We start from the raw sequence: 12,550 nt of genomic DNA on the forward strand, positions 1-12,550 counted from the left end.
GTCTTGTTTCGTCCGGCTTACTTGGCCAGCTCGACCTGCGGGGCTTCGCCGAACACGAGTTGCCCATGCTGCACGCGCACCGGGATCGTGTCCTTCGGCCCGAAGCGGCCCGACAGGATCGCTTTCGACAGCGGATTTTCGATCTGCTGCTGGATCGCGCGCTTCAACGGCCGCGCGCCATACACCGGATCGAAACCGGCTTCGGCGATCTTCTGCAGCGCCTCGTCGTCGATGTCGAGCGTCATTTCCATCTTCGCCAGGCGCTCCTCCAGGCTGCGCAGCTGGATCTTGGCGATCGCGCCGATGTTCTTCTCGTCGAGCGCGTGGAAGACCACGATGTCGTCGATGCGGTTGATGAACTCCGGACGGAAGTGCCCGCGCACCTCGGCCATCACGGCCAGCTTCACCACTTCCGGCTCGTCGGTGTCCATCGACTGGATCTTGTGCGAACCCAGGTTCGAGGTCATCACGATCACCGTGTTCTTGAAGTCGACGGTGCGGCCCTGGCCATCGGTCATGCGGCCGTCGTCGAGCACCTGCAGCAGCACGTTGAACACGTCCGGGTGCGCCTTCTCGATCTCATCTAGCAGGATCACGCTGTAGGGCTTGCGGCGCACGGCTTCGGTCAGGTAACCGCCCTCCTCGTAGCCGACATAGCCCGGCGGCGCGCCGATCAGCCTTGCCACCGAATGCTTCTCCATGAATTCGCTCATGTCGATCCGGATCAGCGAGTCCTCGGTATCGAAGAGGAAGGAGGCGAGTGCCTTGCACAGCTCGGTCTTGCCGACGCCGGTCGGGCCCAGGAACATGAAGGAACCATACGGCCGGTTCGGGTCCGACAGGCCGGCGCGCGAACGGCGGATCGCATCCGACACCGCCTCGATCGCCTCGTCCTGGCCGACCACGCGCTCATGCAGCTTTTCCTCGATGTGCAGCAATTTGTCGCGCTCGCCCTGCATCATGCGCGAGACCGGGATGCCGGTTGCGCGCGAGACCACTTCGGCGATTTCCTCGGCGCCCACCTGGGTGCGCAGCAGCCTCGGCTTGCCGTCGGCCTCGGTTTGCTCACGGCCGGCGGCTTCCTCGGCCTGCTTGAGCTGGGCCTCGAGTTGCGGCAGCTGCCCGTACTGGAGTTCCGAGACCAGTTGCCAGTTCGACTGGCGCTTGGCTTCCTCCATCTGGTGGCGGATGCGCTCGATCTCTTCCTTGATGTGGGTGGTGCCCTGCACTGCCGCCTTTTCCGACTTCAGGATTTCCTCGTAGTCGTTGTACTCGCGCTCGAGGCGCGCGATTTCCTCGCCGATCAGGTCGAGGCGGCGCAGCGAGGCTTCGTCGGTTTCCTTGCGCACGGCTTCGCGCTCGATTTTCAGCTGGATCAGGCGGCGTTCGAGCTTGTCCATCACTTCCGGCTTGGAGTCGATCTCGATCTTGATCTTCGAGGCCGCCTCGTCGATCAGGTCGATCGCCTTGTCCGGCAGGAAGCGGTCGCTGATGTAGCGATGCGACAGCTCGGCCGCGGCGATGATGGCCGGGTCGGTGATCTCGACCTTGTGGTGCAGCTCGTATTTTTCCTGCAGCCCGCGCAGGATGGCGATGGTCGCCTCCACGCTCGGCTCGTCGACGATGATCTTCTGGAAGCGGCGCTCGAGCGCGGCGTCCTTCTCGACATACTTGCGGTATTCGTCGAGCGTGGTCGCGCCGACGCAGTGCAGCTCGCCGCGCGCCAGCGCCGGTTTCAGCATGTTCCCGGCATCCATCGCGCCCTCGGCCTTGCCGGCGCCGACCATCGTGTGGATCTCGTCGATGAAGACGATGGTCTGGCCCTCGTCCTGGGCGAGTTCCTTCAATACGCTTTTCAGCCTTTCTTCGAATTCGCCACGGAATTTCGCCCCGGCCAGCAGCGCGGCCATGTCGAGCGACAGGACCCGCTTGCCCTTCAGGGAATCGGGTACTTCGCCGTTGACGATGCGCTGGGCCAGGCCCTCGACGATCGCCGTCTTGCCGACACCCGGCTCGCCGATCAGCACCGGATTGTTCTTGGTGCGGCGCTGCAGCACCTGGATCGCGCGGCGGATCTCGTCGTCGCGGCCGATCACGGGGTCGAGCTTGCCTAATCGGGCGCGTTCGGTCAGGTCGAGGGTGTACTTCTTGAGCGCTTCGCGCTGGCCCTCGGCGTCCTGCGAATTGACGTTCTCGCCGCCGCGCACGGCCGAAATGGCCGATTCGAGCGACTTACGGGCCAGGCCGTGTTCGCGCGCCAGGCGGCCGGCGTCGGATTTATCTTCGGTCAGCGCCAGCAGCACCATTTCCGAGGACAGGAACTGGTCGCCGCGCTTCTGCGATTCGCGGTCGGCCAGGTTCAAGAGGGCCATCAGTTCGCGCCCCGGCATCACTTCGCCGCCCGTGCCCGAGACTTTCGGCAGGCGGTCGAAGGCGCTTTTGAGTCCATTGGTCAGGGCGCCGACGTTGACCCCGGCGCGCTGCAGCAGCGAGCGGGCGCCGCCGTCGTCCTGGTTCAGCAGGGCCGCCAGCAGATGCACCGGTTCGATGTACTGGTTATCGTTGCCGACCGCCAGGCTCTGGGCATCCGCCAGGGCTTCCTGGAGCTTGGTCGTCAATTTGTCTTGCCGCATAATGTGCTCCTAGTGAGTGTTCTTAACTAGGAAACAAAATTGGGATGGCCGCGCGCATTTCAAGATCTTCCCATCATGCGGTAAGCATTGTCCTACGTCAGCCGGACATGAAAGGCAGACGATTCGAAAAAACTGGATCGTCGCAAAGGAATACTCGACTTTTATTGCGCGATCCGTACCGCTATGCTGTGGGTCATCGATTACCACAACAGCGAGGAACACAATGCGAACCTATCCGACCGACAGCCAGGAAGCCGTGTGCAGGCTGCTGGCCCTGGCGATGATCGTCGACGGCCACATGGCCCCGTCGGAACTGAAGGCGATGGAATACAGCGCCATCCTGGAGCGGGTCGGCGCCGATACCGACACCTTCGACACCGTGCTGCAGGCCCTGTGCGAAGACATGCTGGCCAGCGCCAGCCGGGAGGCCAGCGCCGAAGTCGAACTCGACCGGAGCACGCTCGACAGCCTGTTCGGCGAGATCGCCGATCCGCTGCTGCGCATGTGCACCCTGAAGGCGATGCTCGACATCGTCCACGCCGACCAGATGCTCGACAGCCGCGAACACCTGCTGCTGCAGCGGGCGCTCAAGAAATGGTCGGCCCCGGCGGAGATCGGCAGGCTGTTGCGTCCGAACTAAGCGTTTGCCGGCGTTCGACCGAGGGGCGGCCGGGCCGCCCCGCTCGTGTGCTCAGTTGTGCTCAGTTGTGCTCAGGCGTGCTCGGGCAGCGCCGCATTCACCGGCGCCGGACCCGCGCCGAGGTCGCGCACGTTCTTCTGGACGGCGACCACGGCGAACAGGCTCAGTACGAACGACATCGCATAGAAACCCTTTTCGCTGGGCGCCAGCGTCGCGTTCCACAGACCGACCGTGAGCAGCAGGATGACGGCGCACAGCGACAGCCAGCACAGGCCGAAATACAGGCCGGTCACGGCAATGCCTTCGCTGCGGTCGCGCACCGATTTTTGCAGGGAGATGGCGGCGAACAGGCCGTACAGTAACAGGGCCAGGTAATAGCCCTTTTCGTTGAGCTGCATCTGGGCGTTCCACAGCCCCCACAGGAAAGCGCAGGCGCCGATCAGCAGCGCGCCCCAGGAAGCGCCGACGAAGGCGGCGGTCGGGCGTTGAACAGTTGTCATGTCTGGCTCCAAGAAGTTGACCAGCGGAAAGCGTAGCAGCCGTGGCGGGTGGCGGATTGACAAACGGCAGGGTCTGCCCTGTATCGTCGTCTCGCAGGTATTTTCTTGATGGCAATATGTTTTCGGTCTAGTATTTGGCATCCAACATCAGACGACCCTCCTGGTATGAACATCACGTTTGCAAAAGCCGGCGCTGCACTCCTCCTGGTATCCCTGCTCAATGGCTGCGCTTACCAGAAAATGGAGCAGCGCCAGCTGTTGAGTACCAGCGAGGCGATTGCGGCCTTCCAGGCGCTCGGGTACGGCGATTGGGCCGCAAACCCGTTCGTCCGAACCGAAGCAGTGTGCGGCGCCCAAAAGCTGCCTGTCCAATTCTCCGAAATCAAGCAGGCCATCTTTTCGCTACGGCAATCGAAGCTGAACGTGTTCACGGACCGCAAAGGCGTGTGCAGCGCGTCGTATGCCTTCCTGCTGAAAGACCGAGAGGATGCAAATCGGCTCGTGACTGCCGCCAATTCGCTGGGTGCGAACCTGTCCTATCTATTCACGACGGATTGATCGCCCTGATTCGCCAAGGGTGCCTGGCGGCGGATGGACCGCTCCCCCGTCGACGCATGTCCTGTCTCATTTCGTCCGGTCGACGACGGCCAGCCGCCGCGCTGCCTGCACCGGCGGCGTATCGCCCAGCGGCAGCAGCGCGGCCGAGCGCGCCAGCGTGCGCACCAGCAGCGCCTCCCCCGGGCGCAAGCCGCGGCCCCGCAGCTGGGGCAAGGAACGCACCGGCTCGGGGATGAGCTCGACCGCGGCGCGCACCAGCAGGCGCTGGAGCGGACGCAGCGGCGCCGGCAGGATCGGCGCCGCGTTCATGATGCCGATGAAATCGGCCAGGATGCCTGAGCCTTCCAGGCTCGGCGCGGTCGCGGCCAGCAGCGCTTCCCATGCCGCCCAGCTGCACGGCAGGCCGGTCGCGCCGTACAGGCAGGCGGAAAGCCGGCCTTCGGCGAAGGCGGCATCCTTCTCGGCCGGCGACAGGGGCCGGACGTAGCGATGGTAGGCCTCGGTAAAGCCGAACACGGCCGTCGCCTGTACCCAGTCGAGCAGGCGCGGATCGTTGGCGTGGTAGGGTGTCCCGCTTGGTGTAGTGCCGTGGACCTGGCCGTGCAGCCGCACCACCTGAGCGATCATCTTCTCCGCCGCCGAGCGCGGGCCGTAGACGGTCATCATGGCCGCAAAGCCGGTGCGCCGCAGGCGCAGCCCCGGGTCGCGCTGGAAATTGCTGTGGTTCCAGACGCCGGAACGCACCGAGGGTTCGGCCAGTTCGAGCAGCACCGCCGCCACCCCGCCGATAAACAGCGACACCGGATTGGCGAACAGTTGCCAGGAAATGCCGTCGGCCGGCGCCAGCGCCGGCTCGCCCGCCGGCTGGCTGAAGTCGAAGGCCATGCCCGGTGGCGGGCGCATCAGCTCGCGTATCGTTTCCAGCATCGCCCTCCTCCTCGTGTCCGGGTTCGCCGCTGCGCGCGAGCGGCAAGTGGCCATTGCGCATCAACCAGCACGGATTTCTCCTTAGTGAACGGTGCCCAGGGCGCCGTGGTCGTTATACTGTCGCGCCGGTGCCTCAATTCTCCCGCCCGCGCCCTCGCAATCCCGCCGGCGCCGGCACGCAAGGCATGGCCGCGACTACAATGAATCAAGGACGAAAAGAACACAAATGCACGGTGAATCCATTTCTCAGAGGCTCCGCTCCCTGGTCCGCTCCCTGCCGCCGACCGGCATCACCCTGAGCGAACTGATCCGCCGCGTCGGCGACGACGGGCTGCTGCTCCTGACCGCCCTGCTCACGCTGGTCTTCCTGATCCCCGTGTCGATCCCGGGCGTGAGCACCGTGTTCGGCGCCGCCATCCTGCTCATCGGCCTGGCGCGCATGCTCGGGCGCGACCTGTGGATCCCGGCAAAAATCCAGCACCGGATGATCGGCACCAAGAAGCTGCGCCCGCTGCTGCGCAAGGCCCTGCCCTGGCTGCAAAAGATCGAACGCGTGAGCCGCCCCAACCGGATCCAGTGGCTGGTCGCGCAAGGCGCGATGGACCGTATCAACAGTGGTTCGCTCGTCCTGGGCGCCGTCCTGCTGATGATGCCGTTCGGCTTGATTCCCTTCAGCAATACCTTCCCGGCCGTGGCCCTGCTGTTCTTTGCCATCGGCCTGCTCCAGCGCGACGGCGTCTGCGTCCTGCTGGGCCACGTCAGCAACGTCGCCACCATTGTGTATTTTGCCGTGCTCATCGGCGGCGGCGGCATGGCGGCGCGCGAGGTATTCGAGCGCATGACGGGCTGAGGGGCGGCCTGAACCAGGCGTGCTGCCGCCCTGGCCGCCCTGGCCGCCCTAGCCGCGTAATGCGCGCCAGGTCGCAAAGCCGGCGACGCACAACAGGACCGAGCCGGCCAGGTGCAGCAGCGTGTGCAACAGCGCCCAGCCGTAATCGCCGCGCTGCAGCAGCACCACCGATTCGGCCGAGAAGCTGGAAAACGTGGTCAGGCCGCCGAGGAAACCGGTGACGACGAACAGGCGCCATTCGGGCGACAGGTGGGGCGTGCCCGAGAAAAAGCCGAGCGCGATGCCGATCAGGTAGCCGCCGATCAGGTTGGCGGCCAGGGTGCCCGCCTGCAGGTGGGCGTGCACGTGCGACAGCCACATGCCGAGTCCCCAGCGCAGCCAGGCGCCGAGCGCCGCGCCGACGCCCACGGCTCCGAACGCAAGCCAGTTCAAGCCGCCGACCACTTGGCTTTGGCGCTGTCGTCGCTGACGCGGGCGTCGACCCAGCGCGCGCCGTCCGGCGTCTGTTCCTTCTTCCAGAACGGGGCGTCCGTCTTCAGGTAGTCGATGATGAACTCGCAGGCGGCAAAGGCTTCGCCGCGGTGGGCCGCGCTGCACGCCACGAGCACGATCTGCTCCATCGGCGCCATCGGGCCGACCCGGTGGATCACCAGCGCGTTGTAGAGCGGCCAGCGCGCCCGTGCCTGTTCCACGATGTCTTCAAGGGCGCGCTCGGTCATGCCGGGATAATGTTCGAGCTCGAGTTCGGACACGTCGGCGCCCTCGTTCATGTCGCGCACGGTGCCGACGAAGCTGACCACCGCGCCGACCCGGGCGTCGCCGGCGCGCAGGCGCGCCAGTTCGGCGCCGAGGTCGAAGTCCTCGCTTTGTACCCGGACGGCGCTCATTTGGCCCCCTGCATGCTGCGCATGACGAGCTGCTCGAGGCGCAGCGCGGTGCGTTCGTCGGCCAGGGCCGGCAGCGCGCACAGCGCCTGCACATCGTGCTGGCGCTGGCCGGCCTGGGGCTTGTTGCCGGCCTTCAGGGTCGACTGCAAGGCTTCGACCTGCAGCTTGAGGCGCTCGCGCGCGAATTCGGCGCCGCTGTCGATACCGGCCGCCACTTCCAGGCGCAGCAGCTCGTCCAGCAGGACGCCGCGGTTCGCTTCCAGCTGGCGTGCATAGCCGGCACGGTCGCCTTCGAGGGCGCCCAGGGCGGCCTCGAAGCGGGCGTCGAGGACCGGATCGAATTCGGGGCCGGCGGGCAGCAGCGCCGCCCAGCGATTGCGCCAGTCAGCGGCGGACACCTGTTGGCCGGCGTCGGCCAGCATGGCCTCGAGCTCCTGGCAGGCGCGCAGCTTGTCGCGCACGGCGCCGGCGAGCACCATGCCGGCGGCGCGGCGCGCCAGGTCGGCGTGGTGCTGGACCTTGGCCACCGCGTCGTGGTAGCGCTTTTCGACACGGGCTTCATGCGCGCGCGGCACCGGGCCGACCGCCTGCCATTCGGCGGCGGCCTCGCGCAGCAGCCTGGGCGCGGTGGCCGGGGTGGCCTCGGGCGCGGCCGCTTCGAGGCGCGCGCTGATCGCCTCCTTGACCGTCTCGTGGGCGCGCCGTTCGACGTCGGCCGCGTGCGCGCTGTCCTTGCGGCGCGCGAACAGCTTGTCGCATTCGGCGCGGAAGCGCGCCCACAGCGCCTGCTCGGCCTTGCGTTCGAGCGGCAGCGCCCGCGCATGCTCCTGCCAGCGGGCCTGGATCTCGCGCAGGCGGTCGATGGCGTGGCGGTCGTGCGGGTCGAGCGCGGCCACCTCCTCGATGAGTTCCTCGCGCCCCGTCACTTCCATCTTGCGCTGCGCTTCGAGCGGCCCTTGCAGCGTGGTCAGCGCGGCCGCGAATTGCTGGTCGAGGCGTTTCTTGTCCTTGCGGTCGATCGCGCCCAGGTGGCTCCAGGCCAGGCGCAGGCGCTGCACGGTGCCGGCGACATGCTTCCAGTCGGCCTCGCCCGATTCGAGGCGGGCGATCTCGGCCTGGGCTTCCTGCAGCAGCGCCTCGCCGCGCGCGGCGTTCGCGTGGCGCTCGTCGGCCAGGTGCTTGAAATGGGCCGCGGCCGGGGCGTAGGCCACGGTGCAGGCATGGTCGAAGCGTTCCCACAGGCTTTTCGGGGCGGCGCCGGACAGGCTGTCGAGCGCCTTCCAGCGCTCGCGCATGCTGCCGACCTTCTTCGCCAGTTCGGCCATCGCCAGGTTCTGGGTCGGCAGCGCTTCCACCGTCTTGATCAATTCTTCGCGCGAGACGTTGCCGCCCCAGCGCGCCCAGTCCGACAGGCGCTTGAGTTCGGCGCGCAGGTGGGCCAGGCGGTCGGCTTGGGGCCCGGTCAGGCGCATGCCCTTGCCCTTGGTGTCCTTCAGGGCCTTGTCGAGCTCTGCGGCGTGGGCAAGCGAACCTTGCTGCAGGGCCGCCTCCAGCGCGTCCATCGTGTCGAGGAAGGCCTGGTCGGCGCCGCGCGGCGGCTTTTCCGGCCGGGGCCGCGCATCGGGCGCCGGCGTGCCGTCCGCGCCTGCGGCGGCGTCAAGCGCCTGGCCGCCGTCTGCCGGGTCGCGCTGCGGCTGTTCGCGTAGCGGTGGCTTACGCTCCGCTTGCGGCAGGCCGGCCAGCAAGGCTTCGAAGCGCGCCTGCAGCTCGGCCGTGGCAGCGCCTTCGGGCAGCGCCGGCATTGTTCGCCAGGCGCGGCGCAGGGCCTCGGCATTCAGTTCCTCCACCGGCTGGGCCTGCCACTCGGTAAGCTGCGCTTCGCGCGCGGCCAGCGCCGCCTGCGCCTGCTCGAGCGTGCCCAGCAAGGCGCTCAAGCGCGCATGCTCGGAGGCAAATTCGGCCACCAGGGAGCGCGGCAGCGACACCCGTTCCGGGTCGGCCAGCGCCGCTTCCTGTTCCTGTGCCATGCCTGCCAGGCTGGCTGCGAACTCGCCGGCGTTCAGCGCACCGGGGTCGAGGCGGCGCAGCGCGGCCAGGCGGTCGATCATGGCGCGCTGGAGTTGCACTTGCGCCTCGAGGCGGGCACCAAGCGCGGCGCGCACGGGAGCGAAGGCCTCGGCCAGTTCGGGCGCGGCGATGACCGACCATTTGCGGTCGAGATCGGCGACCTGGTTCGGGGTCAGTTGTTCGTCCTGGAGCAGGCCGCGCGCGGCGTCGAGGGCAGCCTGGCCGCGTACCAGTTCGGCGTCATGGTGGCGGATCGCGTCCAGGCGCGACTGCGTCAGCTTGGCGACACGGCGGTCGATGTTGCGCATGGCCGTGTGCACGCGTTCGAGCGCCGCGCGGCTGTGCAGCAGCTCGGCCGCGGCAAGGCGCAGTTCGGAGTATTCGGAGTGCAGGATGAAGTCGACCGCGCGCGATTCGTCACCGTCGAGCGACTTGAGCTGCGCGGCCTGCTGCTCGCGCGCGGCCCTGGCCGGGCGCTCGCTGGCCGCGCCGCCCTGGACCGGCGCAGCCGGCGCGCCCGCGGCTTGCGCGGCAGCCGGCTTCTCCAGCTTGGCGGCGGGCTTGCCTGCGGACTTGCCCGCCTGCTTGCCGCCGGCCTTGCCGCCCTGACGCTTGAAAAGGAATTCGAACATGATGAAGTCGCACTTCCAAAACCCCCATCATATCAAAAGAACGATGGCCGCTTTTTCTGCCGCACCCGGCAGGCGCGCCGCATTCCCGCTGCGTGCACTCAGGCGCGCACTCAGGCGCACACCCAGGCGCCAGCGCGGCGCGGGTTTGCGAGCGACCGGTGCGCGCAGCGTCGTGGGCAAACCTCGGTGTGCAGCCTCAATGCGCAAACGCCAGCGGCGGACCCGGCCGATGCGCATGCTCGCCCCGGGCCGGCCGGTTCGCCGGCGGCGGCGCCCGGCCACGGTGCTCCTCGACATAGGCGTCGTGCGCGAGCATCTGGTTGGCGACCGCGAACCAGGCGTCGCCGGCAATCGCGGCGCGCGCCACCGGGAACAGTTCGCGCTCCTCGCGCTCGAAACGCTGCATCAGGGCCGAACAAAAACGTTCCACCGCTAAGCAGAACGCGTCGACCCGCTCTTCGTTGTCGACGCCTTCGAGCAGCAGCTTGCACACACTGGCGAGCGCCTCGGCCGCGCTGCGGCTGAGCATGTCGAGCTCGCACAGGAGCGGGTTGGCGCCCGCCCCGGCGCGGCGCAGCGCCGGCATCAGGAATTTATCGAGCTTGCGGCGATGACATTGCTCGTACAGCCGGCGCAGCGTGTCGCAGACATATTCGGCCTGGCCTGCCGACAGCGCGCTCTGGCGCATGAAGCCCTTTTCGACGAGCTGTTGCACGGCATGCAGGCTGACGCGCATGTTTGTTTGCTCAACAGAAAGCGCAACGAGCGTGTAGGTCGCGGTAAGCATTCGGTCTCCTCTCGATGTCGTCAACGCAGGCACGCATGCTCCGCGCAATGGAACAGCGCGGGACGGCCTGGCTGGACATACTGGTTATTGGACAGGCCGTTGTCTGTTTTTCTATTTTTCGGCCTGAAAGAACTAGTAGTTTAGGGAGCGCTGGCGTACCGGGTTTGATCTGGCACAAACTCTAGGCCAAGCTGCGGCGCCGCGCGTCAACCCGGCCCGGCTCGCGCGCGTTGGCGGCGGGCGCCGCCGGCTGGACAATTCATGCAGCCCGGATAGGGTGCTGAGCGTCGGGGCCGCGTCGATATCATTTACCGGTTCCAGCATTCTTTGCTACCTCGATTGCTGACCTGACGGCGATCGCAGCCAGCCAGATGACACCCAGCGCCACGACGCCCAACAGAAGAATTGCAAGGTTCAGAGGATCGATACCGGACGCGGCCTCGATCGTCGATGGTGCGATTGCTGGCATGTTGCCCCCATAAATGATCTGATTTGAAATTGCATTCGACGTCTGAACAACATCTTCATGGACGAGTGCCGTGAGTTGTTTGAAGATACGCCTGTCCGGGTTATCCTTCATTTCACTAATTGGACATTTTGGTTGACAACCATGCCGGATGACATCGATGTTTGGGAGGGATGTATTTGGGAAGGATGCAACTCTTCAATGGCCTTGGCTGTTGAAGCATTCGCTAGCCAATGGGAACCCTATTCGACAACGTCTCGCCGCTATTCCCTCTATAGCCTGGTAGAGCGAATCCTGGATCCGGAATGGGGACGATACATAGATGCCCTGCCCGAAATCCACCCGGGCCGTACGCTATGCCAGGGTCGCATGCCAGGCAGACTCGCCCGAGAACATGGATTTTGGGAGCTCGGAGACTGGTTCAAGAGCACGGTGCACGCCTATCTCGGCTTATGTGAAACCAACAGCTCGGACCACGACGCGGAATTTCTGGCGACACTCGACACCATGCTCGACCTGGCCGACCTATGTGCATCGAAGAAGCCGAAGCATCAACCCGTTGGAAATATCAAGCAGGTCAACCGTGTTAACGGACGGCTCGCCCGCAAGTTTTGCGCGTTCTGCGGCCAGCCTTCCGAACTCGAGGCATTCCGGATCGATCAGTCAAGGTGGCCGGAAGAACCAGGCGACAACAGGAGACTGAGTTCCAGGTACTGCCAGGAACATCGCACGGTACGACAGGACGGCGGCTTTAACACCGCGTACAAACGCGCAGCCAGGAACCGGATGAAGTTCAAGCGTGAACTGGATCGTCTACAAAGGCAGAGTTGGAGCGTCGTGGCGCCTCGCGCAAATACTGGCAGTGCCGCTGCCGACTTGTTCGTCCTGAACCTTATCGGACGTGATGCGATTTATCCGGATGAACGAGGCAAGCTGCGCGACTTGGCAAACCGACTGGTTGAGAGCAAGTTAAGCGACCGGAAAAAAGAGATCGTGTGCATGCTCGCTTCCGGTATGAAAGCGGCCTGTATCGCGCGCCAGCTCGGCGTTTCACGTCAGGCCGTGAGCAAGACCTTAAAGTCCATTCCCGCCGAATTCCGCTTTGACCTTGCCTCAGGTAAGGTCACGGCAGAGGGCCCGGCAGGAACAAACGGCGAGCAGGAAGCCAGCCACGCTTTGGACCCGATCCTGAAAGCAGCCCTGGAAAATCCGGAGATTCATGAAATTTACGTGAACCCTGACGCCAGGCTGTGGGCGGAATACACTGACTCACCAGCAAAGTGCATCGGTCTCATGGAAATACGCCAAGTTTCCAGACTGATCGCATGGATCGCGCAGTGTGCGGGAAAACAGGTCGATCCTGAACATCCAATAATGGAAGCCGACTTTCCCGGCTACAGCGCACGTTTCATGGGAATCGTGCCTCCGGTGGTAAAGCAGGCTATTTTTTCAATTCGAAAGAAAACTGATCCGAATGGTTGGCAAGGGCGCTGACGCACACGACTGGGCCGCCAGGCGCAGCACGGATGCGGGATTTTTTTGAAGCGGCGCCACGGCTGCGTTATAGTGCAGCCGGTAGTCCAAGCCACCTTTCCTCCCATCT

At 65.6% G+C, this 12,550-nt stretch carries 12 protein-coding genes; 4 read left to right on the plus strand and 8 right to left on the minus strand.

The window, feature by feature from the left end:
- Positions 1 to 17: 17 nt before the first annotated feature.
- The gene (gene clpB, locus ACFPAH_RS18545) at positions 18 to 2,633 is read right to left on the minus strand and encodes an ATP-dependent chaperone ClpB (protein ID WP_379748257.1); all 2,616 of its coding nucleotides are present in this window, start codon (positions 2,631 to 2,633) and stop codon (positions 18 to 20) included.
- Positions 2,634 to 2,856: 223 nt separating this feature from the next.
- Between clpB and ACFPAH_RS18550 the strand changes: the two genes are divergently transcribed.
- Positions 2,857 to 3,273, plus strand: a complete 417-nt coding sequence (locus ACFPAH_RS18550; protein ID WP_379748260.1) for a TerB family tellurite resistance protein — start codon at positions 2,857 to 2,859, stop codon at positions 3,271 to 3,273.
- 71 nt (positions 3,274 to 3,344) lie between these two features.
- On the opposite strand, the gene yiaA is transcribed toward ACFPAH_RS18550, so the two are convergent.
- Positions 3,345 to 3,773: an inner membrane protein YiaA gene (gene yiaA, locus ACFPAH_RS18555; protein WP_379748262.1), complete on the minus strand. Its 429-nt coding sequence runs from the start codon at positions 3,771 to 3,773 to the stop codon at positions 3,345 to 3,347.
- Between the two features lie 165 nt (positions 3,774 to 3,938).
- Here yiaA and ACFPAH_RS18560 point away from each other — a divergent pair, with 165 nt between their 5' ends.
- On the plus strand, positions 3,939 to 4,331 hold the full coding sequence (locus ACFPAH_RS18560; protein WP_379748264.1) for a hypothetical protein: 393 nt from the start codon (positions 3,939 to 3,941) through the stop codon (positions 4,329 to 4,331).
- Between the two features lie 66 nt (positions 4,332 to 4,397).
- Here the strand turns inward: ACFPAH_RS18560 and ACFPAH_RS18565 are convergent, their stop codons facing one another.
- Positions 4,398 to 5,258: an oxygenase MpaB family protein gene (locus ACFPAH_RS18565; protein ID WP_379748266.1), complete on the minus strand. Its 861-nt coding sequence runs from the start codon at positions 5,256 to 5,258 to the stop codon at positions 4,398 to 4,400.
- A 226-nt stretch (positions 5,259 to 5,484) separates the two neighbouring features.
- Here ACFPAH_RS18565 and ACFPAH_RS18570 point away from each other — a divergent pair, with 226 nt between their 5' ends.
- Positions 5,485 to 6,108, plus strand: a complete 624-nt coding sequence (locus tag ACFPAH_RS18570) for an exopolysaccharide biosynthesis protein (protein ID WP_379748268.1) — start codon at positions 5,485 to 5,487, stop codon at positions 6,106 to 6,108.
- Between the two features lie 48 nt (positions 6,109 to 6,156).
- Here ACFPAH_RS18570 and crcB read toward each other — a convergent pair whose 3' ends face one another.
- The 5 genes from crcB to ACFPAH_RS18595 all read right to left on the minus strand — a co-directional run bounded on the left by crcB (position 6,157) and on the right by ACFPAH_RS18595 (position 11,061).
- The gene (gene crcB, locus ACFPAH_RS18575) at positions 6,157 to 6,540 is read right to left on the minus strand and encodes a fluoride efflux transporter CrcB (RefSeq protein ID WP_379748270.1); all 384 of its coding nucleotides are present in this window, start codon (positions 6,538 to 6,540) and stop codon (positions 6,157 to 6,159) included.
- Complete coding sequence (moaE, locus tag ACFPAH_RS18580; protein WP_379748272.1) at positions 6,537 to 6,995, minus strand: molybdopterin synthase catalytic subunit MoaE; 459 nt, start codon at positions 6,993 to 6,995, stop codon at positions 6,537 to 6,539. The genes crcB and moaE overlap by 4 nt, the downstream gene beginning before the upstream one ends.
- A complete protein-coding gene (locus ACFPAH_RS18585; RefSeq protein ID WP_379748274.1) occupies positions 6,992 to 9,694 on the minus strand; it encodes a DUF349 domain-containing protein in 2,703 nt (900 codons plus the stop codon). The genes moaE and ACFPAH_RS18585 overlap by 4 nt, the downstream gene beginning before the upstream one ends.
- Positions 9,695 to 9,890: 196 nt before the next feature.
- Positions 9,891 to 10,430, minus strand: a complete 540-nt coding sequence (locus ACFPAH_RS18590) for a hypothetical protein (RefSeq protein WP_379748276.1) — start codon at positions 10,428 to 10,430, stop codon at positions 9,891 to 9,893.
- Between the two features lie 355 nt (positions 10,431 to 10,785).
- Complete coding sequence (locus ACFPAH_RS18595; protein WP_379748278.1) at positions 10,786 to 11,061, minus strand: hypothetical protein; 276 nt, start codon at positions 11,059 to 11,061, stop codon at positions 10,786 to 10,788.
- Between the two features lie 30 nt (positions 11,062 to 11,091).
- On the opposite strand from ACFPAH_RS18595, the gene ACFPAH_RS18600 reads away from it, so the two are divergent.
- On the plus strand, positions 11,092 to 12,441 hold the full coding sequence (locus ACFPAH_RS18600) for a hypothetical protein (protein ID WP_379748280.1): 1,350 nt from the start codon (positions 11,092 to 11,094) through the stop codon (positions 12,439 to 12,441).
- Positions 12,442 to 12,550: the final 109 nt, after the last annotated feature.

The sequence above is a fragment of the Massilia sp. GCM10023247 genome (assembly GCF_042653325.1).
GTDB lineage: Bacteria > Pseudomonadota > Gammaproteobacteria > Burkholderiales > Burkholderiaceae_D > Telluria.